This window comes from Finegoldia sp. P3-F-LR, assembly GCF_052932165.1.
The window spans coordinates 90,878-108,460 of sequence record NZ_JBRFJE010000003.1 but is presented as its reverse complement, the minus strand read 5'-3'; the positions used below and the strand labels follow the sequence as shown (position 1 = coordinate 108,460).

Genomic DNA, 17,583 nt, shown 5'->3' with positions numbered 1-17,583 from the left:
GAAAAACGATGAGTAACAAGATTTTTGAAAAAGTGATCGTCGAAAAAAGAGCAAAATCTTCAAGCAGAAGACCTAGATATGCTCTTAGAAAACTTAGCATTGGGGTAGTGTCTTGTTTAATTGGATACGCATTTTTGATTGGTGGAAACGTTTCATTTGCAGAAACTGATGCACATCCTAGCGATCTAATAGCAGAAGTTGTAGAAAAATCAGAAATTTCAGAAGAAAAAGAAGAAAATACTCCAAATATTTCTGATGAAAAAACTGAAACAAAAAAAGTAGATGTAACTTCTGTTAGTTCCGAAGAAAAATCAAATTCTACTGAAAACAAAAAAGAAAAACAAGAAACTCCCGTACATAATGAACAATTTACAGTTATTTTCGATGCTAATGGTGGAAAATTCAACACAGAAAATAATACATTGACTGTAAATGCTGGGGAAAATGCGACTTTTTCTGGAATTCCATCTTTTTCTGGAAAAATATTTACAGGATGGGCAAGTAATCCGGATGCCACTGAAGCACAAACAGATATTCTACAAAACATATCTTCGAACAAAACTGTGTATGCTGTGTGGAAAGTTGATGAAACAGCAAATAATAAAGCAAAACAAAAACCAATTGTGACTTCGGAAAAACCAGAAGATTCTTCTGATTATGTGAGTCTCAATTTTAATGCAACATCTTTCACTGAAGATGATGGAACTTTGCACTATGGGAAATTATTAAATGAAAATAATGAAGAAGTAGAAACTAACAATGAAATAGAAGGCGTGAAAACAAGGACTTATTGGGTGCTTAAATCTGCAACTTGGAAAGACGTAAAAGATTTTACTTATAAAGACGGTAAAAATGTTTATCAAAATCTTACGGCTAACAGTGGAGATGAAAAGCACCCATTTTTAGGTTGGGTCGACAGCTCTAACTTGGAAACTATTGTAAATCTTGCAAATAGATTTGAAGATACATCTGTGATTGGAGAAAATTCTAATGATGAATTGAATTTCTACGCAAAGTATAGGACAAATGATGTGATTTATTACGGAAAAACTGATACTTCAAATCCTATGTACGATTCAGATGGATACAAGATTAATCTGGATAGTGATTACAACAAGGTAACTTTCAAATTGAAGGATGAAAAAATTGGAAAAGTGTATTTGAAAGAAGAACAAAAAAATCTGCTGGGAAAAGATGTTGCAACAAACGATGACGGATCCATTACACTTACAGATGCTGAAATTGGCGACAAGGAAATCACTGCATTCGTTCACAAATCAAAAGTAAAAACTACAGGATTTAGAGATATTAAAATTGAAACGGATTCCATCGACAAAAACTATCAATATTGGTTTTGGTACAGAGCAGAACTTGATGATGTAAGAAGACAAGACGACTGGGACTTTGTTTTTCCACCTAGCTTAAATGGTATAAAAAATCCTGAGGAAGTTTGTTTTGTTCCATTTTTTGTTACAAACGGTCAAGATGTCACAGAATTTAAAAGCAAACCTGCTCCTCCTAAAATGCCATTATTTGGTAATAATAGCAAGAGAACTAGATTTGAACTCGTAACTTTGAAAAAAGAAGAGCAAATAGATGATATTTTGAGAAAAGATGGGAAGTCATATTTTGACAGAACTTATGTGGTTTTTAGAGAATATAAAGCAGATTTTATTTTCGAAAAGCATCCGCCAGAAAATTCAGGACCTGTCTTACCAAAGCTTAAAGAAGAATTCAAGGACAATTACACAAATCCACATTGGTATGACAATCAAAAACGCACACACAGTTATTACGATGACGTAGATTTGTCTAATGAAATAATTTACAAATCCAAAATCTATACAGCTAAAGCTACAAAAATTCCGGTTATTAACGAAGTAGATGAAGCTTCTTCACTTATACAGGGAACAGCTGAAACAGGTGGAGTAGTTAATTTGTACGTGGATGGAAAATACAGTGGGGAAGCTGTAGTCGATAGTAAAGGGCAATGGAAGTTCAAAAAAACAGACAGATTCAGCCTAAAAGAAGGTAGCGAGATTGAAATAAAATACTCATCCTACAAAAGGACACTTCCAGCTAGTGCTAAAATCATTGTAAAAAAAGCGCCTTATAATATAAAATTTAATCCGATTTATACAGGCAGCGTTGCAAATCCAGGAGACAAAGCAACAGTTAGCGCACCGAAATTTATTAATGTATTAAACAAATCTGAAAAAGTAGATAACTCAATTGTGGAAAAGTTCGAACTTGTAGAAAGCACAATAGAGGGTGTTTCACTAAATGAAAAAACAGGGGAAATAACTTACAACACGAAAGAATCCGACGCAAACAAGACGATTAGTTTGAATGTAAAAGTTACTTATATGGATGATACAACAGAAAATGTAAACATAACTATAAAAATCAATCCACTTTCTGACATTATTAATCGTGAAGAAAATCCTAGCGCACAAATTCCTGACGGTTATGTCAGAGTTAGAATTATTGCAGGAGAAGGTGTCAGATTAAAGGAAGCTAATGAAAAAGTCTATGACATGAAAAAAGGATTGAGTTTGAGTGAAGCTTTGTATCCAGAAGTGGAAATAAATCCTGAAAACATAAACGACTACAAAGAGCCAATAAGTTGGACAATAAGTCCTGGAGAAGCAGTAGTAAATTCTGTTGAAATAGTTGCAAATGCAACAAAAACACAAGCATTTGTAAATAATCCTGAAGGAAAAGAAATCAAAATACTAGAGGGAGAAACTATAGAAGCAGTAAAACTAATAGATAATCTACAAAATTTGCCAGAGAACACAACATTTGAATTTAAAGAAAAACTAGACACAACAACAGCGGGAACAATAGATGCGACAATAATCGTAAAGTATTCTGACGGATCAGTGGACGAAGTAAAATCCAAAATAATAGTACAAAAACAAGCAGCCATCATCACGCCGATACCAGAAATAGAAGCGATCGATGAAATAGTGGAATTCAGCAAAACATACGATTTATCAGACAACATCAAAAACTTGCCAGAAAAAGCAGCAGTCGAAGACATCACTGAAAAAGGTTCGATTGACATACAAAAGTCTGGAAATTATATTGGCAAAGTCAAAGTCACATTTGAAAATGGAGCAACGAGAATTGTGAGAGTAAAAGTGGTCGTAAACAAATCACTTGCAGAAACAAACGAGCCAGTTGGAAAAGAAAACAAAATCCTCGAAGGAGAAAGTGTTGAAGCAAAAGATTTAGTTGAAAACTCAGATGATTTGCCTAATGACACAAAATTTGAAAACAAAGAAAAACCAAACACTAAAACTTCTGGAAAGTTTAACACAACAATAATAGTAAAATATTCAGATGGCTCGATTGACGAAGTAAAATCTACCATTATCGTTCAGAAACAAGCAGTCATCATCACACCAATACCAACAGTTGAAGCGATTGATGAAATTGTTGATTACGGCAAATCATATGACTTATCAGACAACATCAAAAGCTTGCCAGAAAAAGCAAAAGTCGAAGACATCACAGAAAAAGGTGCGATTGATACACAAAAATCTGGAAATTACATCGGTAAAGTCAAAGTAACATTTGAAAATGTTGCAACGAGAATTGTGAACATAAAAGTTGTCGTAAACAAATCACTTGCAGAAACAAACGAGCCAGTTGGAAAAGAAAACAAAATCCTCGAAGGAGAAAGTGTTGAAGCAAAAGATTTAGTTGAAAACTCAGATGATTTGCCTAATGACACAAAATTTGAATTCAAAGAAAAACCAAACACAAAAACAGCGGGAACAATAGATGCGACAATAATCGTAAAATATTCTGACGGATCAGTGGACGAAGTAAAATCCAAAATAATAGTACAAAAACAAGCAGCAATCATTACGCCAATACCAGAAGTAGAAGCAATCGATGAAATAGTGGACTTCGGAAAATCATACGACTTATCAGACAACATCAAAAACTTACCGGAAACAGCAAAAGTTGAAGATATCACAGAAAAAGGTACGATTGACACACAAAAATCTGGAAACTACATCGGAAAAGTCAAAGTAACATTTGAAAATGGCGAAGCGAGAATTGTTATAGTAAAAGTCTTTGTAAATAAATCTCTTGCAGAAACAAACAATCCTGCAGGAAAAGAAATCAAAATCCTAGAAGGAGAAACGATAGAAGCAGCAAAATTAATAGATAATCTACAAAATTTGCCAGCGAACACAACTTTTGAATTTAAAGAAAAACCAGACACAAAAACAGAGGGAACAATAGATGCGACAATAATCGTAAAGTATTCTGACGGCTCAGTGGACGAAGTAAAATCTACAATAATAGTGCAAAAACAGGCAGCAATCATCACGCCAATACCAGAAGTAGAAGCGATCGATGAAATAGTGGAATTCGGCAAATCATATGACTTATCAGACAACATCAAAAGCTTGCCAGAAAAAGCAAAAGTCGAAGACATCACAAAAAAAGGTACGATTGACACACAAAAATCTGGAAACTACATCGGAAAAGTCAAAGTAACATTCGAAAATGGTGCGACGAGAATTATCAACATAAAAGTTGTCGTAAACAAATCACTTGCAGAAAAATTTGTCCCAGAAGTAAAAGAAGTCGAAGTTGAATCGGAAGGAATATCTGCTGAAGTGCTTAGATCTGCGATTGTAAATTTGCCACGAGATTCTAAAATTGAAATCAAATCTAAATCTGAAGGAAAAATATTAGTAACCATAAAATTTTCAGATGGATCAGAAAAAGATGTAGAAATTTCTTATAAAATAAAACAAAATAATACTGATGGTGAAAATACTAGATCAAATGATGATGAGGAAAGCGACATAGAAGAAAATAAACCAGATAAAAAACCAAATCAAGAAGATAAGGATAATGAACAAAATACAGAAAATAATATAGATACGATAAAACCGACTGAAGAAAACATTGAAACAAAACCTCTAAATAATCACCAAACTTCAGATATTTTAGAAGAATCACCAATAAAACCAGAGAAATTAATACAAAATAAAAAGCCCGAATCTAATTCAAAAACAACACAGGATAAAAAATCAGTAGAAATAAAAGATGGTTTGAATAATGGTGATATCGCACACAACAAACCAGAAGTAAAAAAATCCAACCCTAAATCACAATTACCGAAAGCAGGAACTAACATAGAAATTACTAACCTAACACTTGCATCTTTTTCCTGCATAATAGGTGCGTATTATACGAAAAAGAAAAAATAATTACGCAATCAAAAAACACCTCATATGAGGTGTTTTGTTTTACTATTTAGCGTCTGGAACTTCTGTAGCAGGATCAGATTTTGTTCCAAATCTTGTGATAATTGTCAATATCATCATCGCCAATAATACGTATTGGTTAACCAAGAATGGAATTATATCTGTTGGCGCTACTTTTCCTGCAGAAAGTCCAGAAGCGATTAAGATTTGAGCTCCATAAGGGATAATTCCTTGTACAACACAGCTTGTTGTATCCAAAAGTGATGCAACACGTGATGGTTTTACGTCGTATTCTTTTGTCATTTCTGATGCAACTTGACCAGTTATCAAGATTGAAACTGTGTTGTTTGCTATGGCAACATTTGTAAGTCCAACTAATGTTGCGATTGCAGCTTCGGCACTTTTTGTTCCTTTAACTTTCTTTTTAACTTTCATTATAATCCAATCAATACCACCGTGTTTTCTAACCATGTAAGCAAGTCCACCTGTGAACATTGATAATAGGAATATGTCTAATACTCCTGTGAAGCCTTCGAAAATTTTTTGAGACAACATGATTGTGTCGAATTTTCCGTAAATCATTCCGATTATTCCTGCTAATAATGTACCAGAGAATAATACCAACAATACGTTCATTCCCATCAAAGCAGTTACGATAACTAATAAATAAGGAATTACATAAACTAAGTTGTAGCTTTCTTTTACCATTGTAATTGTCGTTTCTGGTCTTCCTATAATTGCGAAAATTATTGTAGAAATTATAATTGCAGGGAAACCGAATTTTGAGTTCATTACAAATTTTTGTTTCATTCCAATGTTTTGAGTTCTTGTAGCGGCTATTGTTGTATCGGAAATAAGTGACAAGTTATCTCCTGCCATTGCTCCACAAATCAAAGCTGCAAGCATAAGAGCAGGATTGATTCCTATTTTTACTGCTACACCGTAAACGATAGGTCCCAATGCTACTACAGATCCTACAGATGAACCTGTTGCAATGGATAAGAATGTAGATATCAAGAAAATTCCCGGTACAAGGAAGTTTACTGGAACAATCGACAAACTGAAGTTTACAACAGAATCTACCGCTCCACTTGCTTTAGTAACTTGAGCAAAAGCTCCAGCTAATAAGTAAATAATACACATTATAATTATGTTTTCATCGCCACAACCTTTTACAAAATCGTCGGCTTTTTCGTTAACAGTTCCTTCAAAAATAATGAATGCTACCACTACACCAATCATTATAGAAATAGGTGAAGGAATTTGATAAAATGGCATTTCAATTCCACGCATCGCAAGAACTACACCTGATAATACATAGAACAGCACGAACACTAATAGTGGAAGAAGTGCTTTTTTATTTGGTTTCATTTTTTAGCTCCTTTAATCTTTTATAATTTCCAAATTCACGTCCATATTCCATGAACGCATCGATATTTTCTAATTTTGTTCCTTTTGGAATTTGACAACCTGTAGATAACACATATCCGCATGGGGAATCGTAACCGATGTCGATACATTCTTTTACAGATTTTTTAACATCTTCAGTATTTCCCAAATACATAACATCTACTGGAGGAACATTTCCTGTGATAACAATGTCGTTACCAAGAATTTCCTTAGCTTCCAATAAACTTTCACAGTTATCAAGTGAGAAGTTACCAATTCCAGAATCTTTTAATAGTGGCCACAAATCTTTAGAATCACCACAAATATGCAAACCTGCAGAAGAACCGCAGTATTTTTTAACATCTGCAATATTTCTCTTCAAATATGGAAGTGAAAATTCTTCGAATTGTTTCTCACGAATCAAAGTAGTACTTGAAACTGGATCGGCAAATCCCATTCCAAAACCTCTACTACCAACTTCCTTAATGTATTCTCCGTTATTGATTGTTATGATATCCATAATTTTATGAACGGCATCCTTTTTCTTAACCATCCAACGAAGTAAAGTTTCAGTACCCAAAACACTTGCGGCTACAGAGAATGGTCCAGTCATTGCAGCACCGATTGATGCAACATCTCCGACTTGATCTCTGATTTTTTCCAGTGCTTCGATTAACACTGGTAGCTTTCCATCTTTTAATGGATTGATGATTTTTAATTTTTCGATATCTTCGACCTTTTTCACAACTGGATCTTTTAATTGTGAAATACTATCTTCTGGATACCAAATTTCAGTTCCCATGGCTTCTGCCATTCCTCTTAAAGTAGTGGACACACTGATGGAATCGTGGTAGAACCTTTTGAACAAAGCTACTTCCGTATCGGCGATTACATCAGAATTTGAATAATAATCCCAAGTTTTATATCCCAAATAGTCACTCATAGTAACACCCATATCAGGAACAACTGGGATTCTGTCCATTTCTTCACCTTTTGAGAAGGCCTCCATTCTCTCCTTTGGAGTCATCTCATCTTTGAACATATAAATCCTCCTTTTTTAAATTTTAAAAATAATTTAATGAATTTGTTGCTATAAATTTCATTATAATTCTATCATAGAAAAATTCAGTCATTTATTGAAATATTTTATAAGTTGTAGTTTTTATTCATTAAAATTAAATAAAAACTTAATAAAATTGATTTGTAGATTAAAAACTTTTAATTTCACACAAAAATATTTTTGTGATAATGATTTCTTAATTGACAAAAAGGAATATAAGATAAAAATAATCATAAAAATTTATCATAGCAAAGTAGATGCTTTATCAAAATCGGAAAGTTGATTTATTTAATTATCCAATAAGTAATTATTATTTAGATAATATTCAATATATAATATGATAAAATTAGAGTGGGTGATAATATGAAAACAATAATAGTGTCGGGATTTTTAGGTTCAGGCAAGACAACTTTTATCAATCACATTTTGGGTTTTTCCAAAAATACTTTGGTATTGGAGAATGAATTTGGTGATGTGAGTATTGATTCAATGTTGATTAAAAACGACGATATAATTGAAATCAATTCGGGATGTATTTGCTGTGGATTGAAGAGCGATTTTAAGGAAATTATTCACAAAATCGACAAAGACCAATTTGAGTACATCATAATTGAGCCGACAGGAGTTGCGAAGCTAACGGATATATTGGAAGTTTTGAAAGACGAAGAAAATTTGCAAATACAAAAATGCGTGACAATTGTCGATTGCGACAGCTACATTTGCTTTCATGATGATTTCGGAGAATTTTTCAATGATCAAATAAAAAACGCTGATATTATATACATAACGAACATTGAAAACTTGGAAGAAGAAAAAATCGACGAAGTGAAGAAGTCAATCGAACAATTTAACAATCATGCAATTATTCACAAGGATGATTTTAGAAAGATGAATCCAGAAGATATTGTGAGTGAATTTGCTGACAACAAGAAAGAAGACAAGCACAAATGTTGTTGTCACGGTCACGGTCACAAATGCTGTGGCAAACATCATCATCACGACCACGGTGAACATTCTCACGAAGATTCCAAATTTAAGACCAATGTTCAAAAAAATTTGAAATTCAATTCAAAAGAAGATTTGGAAAAGTTTTTGGATTCAAAAAGTATCGTGAGAGCCAAGGGAAATGTAGAGATTGCAGATAAGAAAGTTTTCGTTAGCAAAACTTTGAGTGGATTAGAAGTATCAGATTCGTTATCTGATAGTGATGATTTTGTAATAATCGAGGTGAATAATGGCTAAAGTTGGAACTTATGATTGTATTATAATGGAGACGACACCCATAACTGATCCGGGATTATTTGAAGATGCAGACTGTTTGGTAGAACATTTCAAGGATAAGGACTATGCGAGTATTCCTATGTCTTCTACATTAGAATCAGAAGCCATGGGTGCTGTTGCAGAACTTGGCAAAGTTAGTAAATACAAATATAATAATGTTGATGATATTGTGATTGGTTTCGATTACAATCAAAAACATGTCAAAGCTTTGTTTGAAGCAATTGACAAAATGAAAGATGAGAAGAGAATTATCGTTGAGGTTGCTGGTCCATTGGTTATATTAGACAACTTGGCAAGTTCTGAGGTGGTTTTCAGATCATTCAGGAAAAGACACGATAAAATCGTTGAACTTTACGATGAAATCAGAAAAGCTTTGGTTGAATATATCGAAAAATTGGTTGACAGTGGAATACAATTGATTAGTTTTTCCGATAGTTTGGCGGGTGCTGATATTATTGGTCCTAAGCAAATGCAGTTATATGTGGACGAGTTTTTGATGAAATTTTTGGAAGATATTCAAAATATCGACAAGCCATTTAATTTTCACTTATGCCCAAAATCAACGATGGCGTTGATAAGCTTGGATAAAGCAGAGTTCAGACCAATTGAAAAAGACGAAGAACAAAGATATGTAGACTTTTTATTTGAAGGAAATCAAAAGATTTTCGGCGATAGATGTATGAATTTGTCAGATAAGAAATTTAAGAAGATAAATGAGATTATAATTAGGAGGTAACATGGAAACTCAACAAGAATATTTAGATAAAATGGCAGAAATGGTAGTAGAAATGGAAGATGAAGACATCGCTGAGGTGTGCCAAGAATATATAGACAAGGGATTTGATGCTAAACAAGGTATCTTCGACGGACTTATTAAAGGTATGCAACAAGCAAGTAAGCTATTTGATGAAGAAGAATATTTTATCACAGATATTTTGCTTTGCAGTGATGCAATGTATGCTGGTTTGGACGTTTTACAAAAATATGTAGAAATGAATGAAGACGACATACTTGGCGTTGGAGTTATCGGAGTTGTTGAAGGAGATACTCATGATATCGGAAAAAACTTGGTAAAATTGATGATGCAAACTGCAGGATTTAAGATGATTGATTTGGGTCGTGATGTTAAATTACAAAACTTCATCGATGCAGCAGTCGAAAACGATGCTGATTTGATTTGTATGTCAACTTTAATGACAACTACTATGGACAACATGGGTAAAGTTATCGAAATGTTAAAAGAACAAGGTCTTAGAGACAGATTCAAGGTTATGATTGGTGGAGGACCTATATCTCAAACTTTTGCTGATAAAATCGGTGCGGATTCTTACACTGAAAATGCTGTAGAAGCTGTGGAAGCTGCTAAGAAATTAGTTGGAAAAGATAAGTAGGATAGAAATGATTAACGAAAAAGATAGATTGAAGAATGCTTTAAATCATATTTTCATCGACAGAATTCCTGTGATTTGTCCGGGTGGAATGATGAATATGATATCCAAAGAGCTAATGGAATTGAAAGATATCTATCTTCCAGAAGCTCATTTGGATGCTAGGAAAATGGCTGATTTGGCAAAAGCTATCTACGACGAGAAAATTTTTGAGAATATCGGAGTTCCATTCTGCATGACGATTGAAGCTGAAGATATGGGTTCTGTTGTCGATTTTGGAAATGAAATTTATGAACCACACGTTATTGAATACGCATTCGATAACATCAAAGATTGGGAAAAGATAAAAGATTTCAAGAAGGAAGATTCCAGAAGTGATATCGTGATTGAGGCTATTAAAATCTTGAAGGACGAAGAAAAAAACGCCCCAATTATTGGAAATATCACAGGACCTGTTAGCACTGCATCATCAATAATGGATTCTGTAAAATACTACAAGGCTCTTAGAAAAGACCCACAAAGAGTTCACGAATTTATGGATTATGTGACAGATCATTTAATAGAATTTGCGAATAGACAAATAGACGCAGGAGCAGATGTTATCGCAGTTTCAGATCCTTCTGGTACTGGTGAAATTATGGGACCTAAATTCTTCAAAGAATTCACTGTACAATATTTGAATAAGTTTTTAGATGGAATCAAAGACGTTCCAAAAATTGTTCATATTTGTGGAAGAATGACTCCTGTACTTGATTTGTGCAACGACATTCACTCTGATTGTTTGAGCTTCGACTCAATCGTATCTTTGAAAGATGCGAAGAAAGTTTTGAAGCATCACGTGTTGATGGGCAATGTGTCGACTTATGCGCTTGAATATTCAGACAGTGAAAAAATTCAAAAACTAGCTAAAATATCAGTAAACAACGGATCAAATATCCTGTCTCCAGCTTGTGGAATAGGTATGAGATCGCCACTTGAAAATTTGAAATCAATAATAACAGCATCTAAGAATTACGATTATGAAGATAAGAATTAATAATTTAAACAGAACAATTGAATTAGAAGACGACAAAAGCTACAATTTGATGAATGCATTGCTTGAAAACGACATCTACATCGACAACTCATGCAATGGTAAGTTAACTTGCGGAAAGTGTAAGATAAAAGTTGTAGAAGGAAATGTCAACGAAATAACTGATACCGAAAAAAGACTTCTTAAAAAAGAAGAAATCGAAAACGGAGTTAGGCTTTCTTGTGCAGTTATAATGAGTGGAGATGTCGTCGTGGAAACTTTAAGCGAAAACAGCTCTATTGATGTGCTTGATTCAGGTGATATGCCAGAATTTGAGAAAGAATTCAGAGATGGTTATGGAATTTGCGTGGACATTGGGACTACAACTGTGTGCATGAATTTAGTGGATTTGAAAACTGGAGATATCATTGCGAAAAACTCAGCACTCAATGCCCAAACAAAGTACGGATTGGATGTTCTTACGAGAATTACGTTTGAGTTTGAAAATGAAAATGCAGCGAAAATTCTCCAACACAGCATCGTTAGTTCTATGAATAAATTGATAGACAAGATGATTATCGAATCAAAAATCGACAGAAAAGACATCAAAGAAGTTGACATTGCGGCGAACACTACAATGGTTCATATGCTTTTGGGAGTGGATGCAAGAAGCTTGGGGAAATTCCCGTACAAACCAGTGTTCACTGAAGCAAAGAGTGTGATGTGCGAAAATATTGGACTGAATTTGGACGCAAAGCTGTACACTTTACCAAATGTTTCTGCATATATAGGAGCAGATATTGTAGCAGGAGCTTATGTTACTGATATGAGAAACAGAGAAAATACACTGTTTATAGATATCGGTACAAACGGCGAAATAGTTTTGAAGACTAATGACAAATTGTATTGTTGTTCTTGTGCAGCTGGTCCTGCACTTGAAGGTATGAATATAAAATGTGGAATGAGAGCAGAACAAGGAGCCATCGAAGATGTTGTAATTGACGGGTCAAACGTCAAATTACAAACGATTGGCGACAAACCTGCAAAAGGGATTTGTGGTAGTGGTATTCTTGCTGTAATCAGCGAAATTGTTAGAAATAAAATCGTCAATAAGAGAGGTAGGATTATCGATCCAAACTCTGTCGATGATTTTAGAAAAGATTTGGTTAGAATTGTGGATAATAAAAGAGAGTTCATGATGAATGATGAACTTGTTATCACACAATCAGATATCAGACAAGTACAGCTAGCAAAAGGAGCGATACTTTCTGGTTTTATAAAACTTTTGGATGAAGAGGGATTGGATATTTCCGATTTGAACGAATGTATTGTCGCAGGACAATTCGGAAGTCATTTGAAACCATCTTCAATCGTAGGGGTAGGTATTCTGCCTTACGAAATCGAATCCAAAATAAGTTATGTAGGTAATTCATCTTTAATAGGGGCGTACATGTGTTTAATGAACGATAAAATAAAAGAAGAAATGTCCACTCTTGCTGAAGATATGAATTATATAGAATTATCAATGACAAAGGACTATGAAAAAATATTCGCTAAGGCGATGGAATTTCCAAAGGAGAGATGATTATGAAGAAAAAATTATTGGTATTGATGATGCTTGTGTTCTCATTGACAGCTTGTAACGCTGACAAAGATAAGGCCCAAGAGCCACAAAAAACAGAACAAACACAAGAACAAGCAAAAACAGACGAAAACAAAACAGAAGAAAAAGCTTCTGAGAGTGAAGCTACTAAGGTTTCAATCGTTGTAATGGATGAAGTTAACAACAAAGAAATCTTAAAAGAAGATGCAGAAATCAAAAAAGATGAAAACTTGCAATCTTACCTTGAAAAAAATCACAAAGCAGTTTTTGAAAAAGGTATGATGACTGAATTAGAAGGCGTAAAACAAGATCCAGCTAAGAAACAATACTGGATGTATTATGTTAACGATAAAATGGCAGAAGTTGGAATCGGCGATTACAAAGTTAACGAAAACGACAAGATAGAATTCAAATTTCAAGAAATGAAATAATGAAAACTAGTGATTTGACTAGAATTGCAATATTATCAGCAGTATGCATCCTGACAAGAATTTATTTGAATATAATTCCGAATGTAAAAATCTTGTCGGATGTCATACTGATACTTGCAATTGAAAAAAACCTAAAAGAGTCACTATTTGTAAATGCAGTCACGATGGTAGTCACAAGTTTTGTGCTTGGATTTGGAATATGGGTTTTGTTCCAAGTGGTAGACTTTTTCATCTTGGCTGTATTTAATTATACGATTTTCAATGTATTTAAATTGAAAAAAACATTGGTAACGAAAACTATCGCATTGTCTGTGTCGGGATTTTTGTATGGACTTATAATCACGTTGATGGAATGCATGACTGTCATGGGGATGAATGTATTCATTGCAAGATACATGACATCAATTCCGTTTGATATCAACCATATGATAGGAAATGCTGTGATATATATTTTTCTGATATACAAATTAGAAGACTATATTACCGGCAAGAAAAAAATCATGAATTAAAAATCTTAAAAAATATTTCATTGAGTTTAATTTGTATACAGTATTAAACTTATATGACATATTAAAATCAAATCAAATTGATAATGGAGGGATTATTTATGAATTTAAGAAAAAAATTATTGGCTGGATTTTTATGTCTAGCAATAGTAGGATTAGCTGGCTGTTCACAAAAAGCAGACGATAAAAAAGAAGAATCTAACAAAACTGAAACAACTGAACAAGCGAAAGATGATTCTAACAAAGAAGAAAAGAAAGAAGAAAAGAAAGCTGACGAAGTAAACGGTGTTTCTTTGGATAACCCAATCAAAGTTGACAAAGAAGCTAAGAAAATTACAGTATTATCTTCAGTTAACGGAAAATACTTCACAGAAAACACAAGACATGCTTCTGTAAATACTGACGGTAGTAACGGAGCAAAATCAGTTCTTACTGCTTATGCTACTCCAGAAGATTTCTACAACGCATTAATCGAAATTGGTGCAAAACCTGGTGAAAATATGACTCCAGATAATGCAGCTGAAACTCACGTTGAAGGATCTAAAATAGGTGCTACTGTAACTTGGGAAGGCGCTGGAAAAGATTATGACATTAACGAAGTAATCACAGATAGCAATGGAAAGAAAATTGATTTTAGATTTGGTGGAAACTTAGAAAGAGCAAAAAACAAAAAAACAGGTTGCTTAACTTGCTTGGACTCTTGTCCAGTAGGAATTATTTCTAATACAACTTACACTAATGGAGCTGTAGAAAAGAGAAACGAAGTTAAATTTACTGGTAACCCTGATGTACTTCCAGAAGATGGAACTTATGTAGCTGTAACTTATACTCTAGAAGATTAATAGAGGTATCAAGTGAAAAAGTTAAGGGCGATATTTTATTATTTAACTACGGGCGTAGCCATCGGGGTTTTATGTTGTCTACTTCTGTTATTCAACGTAAATTTTGAGATGATGGTTAGCCAGCAGCTAGTAATGTTTATCTTTACAGCTTTTGGATTGATACTAGGAATTGCTTATACAAATATCAACAGATATGTATTCTTTGCTTTGGAAGCGACGATATTCTTAATTGCACTAATAGGTGGGAAAACTCAAAGTCTAATCTACATTGTAAAAGAGTTTATAATGTATCATGGACCAGTTAAGAATATTTTCATTCCTACAATCGCAGTTATCGTAATTGTTAACTTAATCAACCTCTATATAGTTCTTACTCAGAAGAAATATCAAAAGTATTATAGTAGAGAAGAACGTAAAGCTATGAGAGAAGAAGAAGTTAAACTTAGCGATTTAAGAGAAGAAAAAACACCAGAAGAAATAGCTGAACTTAAACACAAGAGAAAAATCCAAAGGATTATCGCTTTGGCAATCATTGGAATTTTATTGGGATTGTATTTCTTTGTACCTTCAGTTAAAGCTAAAACTAATGAGGCTTTCTCTACGATTTCAAAATTAGACACTGATGTAGTTGTAGCATATTTGAGATCTTACGGAAAACAAGCAGCAGTTGTATCATTTATTTTGATGGTTCTTCAATCAATTGCGGCCCCTATTCCAGCATTCTTGATTACTTTATCAAATGCTGCAATATTTGGATGGGTTAAGGGAGCTATACTTTCTTGGTCATCAGCGATGGCAGGAGCTGCACTTTGCTTTTTCTTAGCGAGAGCTTTAGGAAGAGATGCTGTTGAAAGACTAACAAGCAAAGGTGCTATGGAAAGTGTTGACGTATTTTTTGAAAGATACGGAAAATATGCAATATTAATTTGTAGACTTTTACCATTTGTTTCATTCGACTTTGTAAGTTATGGTGCAGGTCTCACTAACATGGGATTCTGGTCATTTTTCATAGCGACTGGAATTGGGCAATTACCTGCAACAATTGTTTATTCATACGTTGGAGGAACATTGACTGGTGGAGCTCAAAAACTTTTCTTGGGTCTTTTGACATTGTTTGCATTATCAATCATGATTGGTATAGCTAAGAAAGTTTACAACGACAAACAAAAGAAAAAGGGCGGAAAAGTAGTAGAATAAAATTATAATCATAGGTCATTGATGTGGCCTATGATTTTTTTTGCAAAATTTTATTTGTAAAAATCTTACGCTTTATCTTGATAATGGAATAAATAAATTTGACAATAAAACTTTTTAGAATTAAAATTTAATTATGAAATCATTTTCTATAAAGATATAGAAATACATAGGAGGATATTTTGAATAAGAAATTTAAGGACGTCATTATCGTAGGATTTGCATTATTTGCAATATTCTTTGGCGCAGGAAACCTGATTTTTCCACCTTATTTAGGTGTGCTTTCGGGAACTGAGTACAAAAAGGCAATGCTAGGATTTTTGTTGACAGACCCTGTACTACCTATACTTGGGGTAATCATCACCGCTAAGCTAGGTGGAGGAGCAGAAGATCTTGGAAAAAGAGTTGGGAATAAATTTGCTAAGATTCTTGGAACCGTTACCATATTGACCATTGGACCTCTTTTTGCAATTCCTAGAACTGCAGCGACAACTCACGAAGTTTTCGTGTCTAAAGTTTTTCCGGGAACTCCAGAATGGGTAACAGCGTTAATATTTTTCATGTTAACGGCGATTTTCGTATTCAACGAAACAGGTGTTATCGATAAAATCGGTAAGTATTTGACGCCTGGATTGGTAATTATTTTATTAGTTATTATAGGTAAGTGTATCGTAGATCCTATTGGTGTTATGAATATTGCAACCGAAAATCAGATATTTTTGAAAGGATTTGCAGAAGGATATCAAACCATGGATGCTCTTGGAGCAGCGCTTATGACAGGGATTGTAGTTTCTGATTTGAAAAGAAAGGGATATGTAAACGATGAAGAAAGACTAAAATTAGTTAAGTGGGTCGGACTTGTGGCATTTGTTTTATTGGCGATTATTTACGGTGGATTGATTTATGTTGGAGCGACTGCATCCAAGATTTACACAGTTCAAAACACAAGAGTAGACATACTACTTGGAACGGTTCAAAATATTTTAGGTTCAGCTGGGAAAATAGCCATAGGAATTGCGGTGTCATTGGCATGTTTGACTACTTCTGTTGGGCTCAGTGCGATTGCCGGAGATTTCTTCTCGAATATTACAAAAGACAAATTGGGATACAAACCAATTGTTTTGGCAACAGTTGTGATTTCTGGTGTGCTTTCACTTGTTGGGGTTGAAGCGCTTATTAAAGCAGCAGTTCCAATACTGTCGACAGTTTATCCTATAATTATGGTACTTATATTTTTAGGAATTTTCGAAAAATATATAAAATACGATTTGATATACACAGGGGCAGTGCTTGCGACATTTGTTGTGAGTTTCGTGGAAGTTTTGAATCAAAATTTTAAAATTTTACAAGGTTTTACAGATGCAATCAAAACTCTTCCTCTAAGTTCTGTTGGATTTGAGTGGCTGTTGCCAGCGATTGTTATGGGGGCAGTGTTTGGAGTAATTGCTTATATCCAAGATAAAAAGAAATTAGCATAGACGAAAAAATTCAGCATAAAGTTTTTCTTTGTGCTGACTTTTTTGGCAAATTTAAGGAATTTAGTGGTTTTATAATTAATTTTGCACTTTGTTTACAAACTTTTTACACAATAATGATTGATTAATTATATAATAAAGATAGAAATAAAATTTATGGAG

At 33.8% G+C, this 17,583-nt stretch carries 13 protein-coding genes; 11 read left to right on the top strand and 2 right to left on the bottom strand.

The genetic code is table 11. The annotated features are described in order from the left end of the window. Positions 1 to 8: 8 nt before the first annotated feature. Positions 9 to 5,243 (top strand): Rib/alpha-like domain-containing protein, encoded by a 5,235-nt coding sequence (locus ACU68U_RS02380; RefSeq protein WP_446762652.1) that lies wholly within the window; start codon positions 9 to 11, stop codon positions 5,241 to 5,243. A 42-nt stretch (positions 5,244 to 5,285) separates the two neighbouring features. Here the strand turns inward: ACU68U_RS02380 and ACU68U_RS02375 are convergent, their stop codons facing one another. Next, positions 5,286 to 6,611, bottom strand: a complete 1,326-nt coding sequence (locus tag ACU68U_RS02375) for a Na+/H+ antiporter NhaC family protein (RefSeq protein ID WP_316524752.1) — start codon at positions 6,609 to 6,611, stop codon at positions 5,286 to 5,288. Next, complete coding sequence (locus ACU68U_RS02370; protein WP_316524755.1) at positions 6,598 to 7,671, bottom strand: uroporphyrinogen decarboxylase family protein; 1,074 nt, start codon at positions 7,669 to 7,671, stop codon at positions 6,598 to 6,600. Before ACU68U_RS02370 ends, ACU68U_RS02375 begins: the two co-directional genes overlap by 14 nt. 381 nt (positions 7,672 to 8,052) lie before the next feature. On the opposite strand from ACU68U_RS02370, the gene ACU68U_RS02365 reads away from it, so the two are divergent. The 10 genes from ACU68U_RS02365 (at position 8,053) to brnQ (ending at position 17,424) form a co-directional block, all read left to right on the top strand. After that, on the top strand, positions 8,053 to 8,931 hold the full coding sequence (locus ACU68U_RS02365) for a GTP-binding protein (protein WP_316524757.1): 879 nt from the start codon (positions 8,053 to 8,055) through the stop codon (positions 8,929 to 8,931). After that, the gene (locus ACU68U_RS02360; protein WP_446762651.1) at positions 8,924 to 9,706 is read left to right on the top strand and encodes a uroporphyrinogen decarboxylase family protein; all 783 of its coding nucleotides are present in this window, start codon (positions 8,924 to 8,926) and stop codon (positions 9,704 to 9,706) included. The genes ACU68U_RS02365 and ACU68U_RS02360 overlap by 8 nt, the downstream gene beginning before the upstream one ends. A 1-nt stretch (position 9,707) precedes the next feature. Next, complete coding sequence (locus tag ACU68U_RS02355; RefSeq protein ID WP_446762650.1) at positions 9,708 to 10,361, top strand: corrinoid protein; 654 nt, start codon at positions 9,708 to 9,710, stop codon at positions 10,359 to 10,361. Positions 10,362 to 10,368: 7 nt separating this feature from the next. Further along, a complete protein-coding gene (locus tag ACU68U_RS02350) occupies positions 10,369 to 11,394 on the top strand; it encodes an MtaA/CmuA family methyltransferase (protein ID WP_094208156.1) in 1,026 nt (341 codons plus the stop codon). Continuing rightward, the gene (locus tag ACU68U_RS02345; protein ID WP_446762649.1) at positions 11,378 to 12,955 is read left to right on the top strand and encodes an ASKHA domain-containing protein; all 1,578 of its coding nucleotides are present in this window, start codon (positions 11,378 to 11,380) and stop codon (positions 12,953 to 12,955) included. The genes ACU68U_RS02350 and ACU68U_RS02345 overlap by 17 nt, the downstream gene beginning before the upstream one ends. 2 nt (positions 12,956 to 12,957) lie before the next feature. Beyond that, positions 12,958 to 13,404 (top strand): DUF4430 domain-containing protein, encoded by a 447-nt coding sequence (locus ACU68U_RS02340; RefSeq protein ID WP_225559912.1) that lies wholly within the window; start codon positions 12,958 to 12,960, stop codon positions 13,402 to 13,404. After that, the gene (locus ACU68U_RS02335; protein ID WP_227904678.1) at positions 13,404 to 13,913 is read left to right on the top strand and encodes a hypothetical protein; all 510 of its coding nucleotides are present in this window, start codon (positions 13,404 to 13,406) and stop codon (positions 13,911 to 13,913) included. The genes ACU68U_RS02340 and ACU68U_RS02335 overlap by 1 nt, the downstream gene beginning before the upstream one ends. Before the next feature lie 98 nt (positions 13,914 to 14,011). Then, positions 14,012 to 14,752, top strand: coding sequence for a YdjY domain-containing protein (locus ACU68U_RS02330; protein WP_446762648.1), 741 nt, complete (start codon positions 14,012 to 14,014; stop codon positions 14,750 to 14,752). 12 nt (positions 14,753 to 14,764) lie between these two features. After that, positions 14,765 to 15,949: a TVP38/TMEM64 family protein gene (locus ACU68U_RS02325; RefSeq protein ID WP_394371392.1), complete on the top strand. Its 1,185-nt coding sequence runs from the start codon at positions 14,765 to 14,767 to the stop codon at positions 15,947 to 15,949. 179 nt (positions 15,950 to 16,128) lie between these two features. Then, positions 16,129 to 17,424 carry a branched-chain amino acid transport system II carrier protein gene (gene brnQ / locus ACU68U_RS02320; protein ID WP_154253926.1) on the top strand — a complete coding sequence of 432 codons (1,296 nt, stop codon included), beginning with the start codon at positions 16,129 to 16,131 and terminating at the stop codon, positions 17,422 to 17,424. Positions 17,425 to 17,583: the final 159 nt, after the last annotated feature.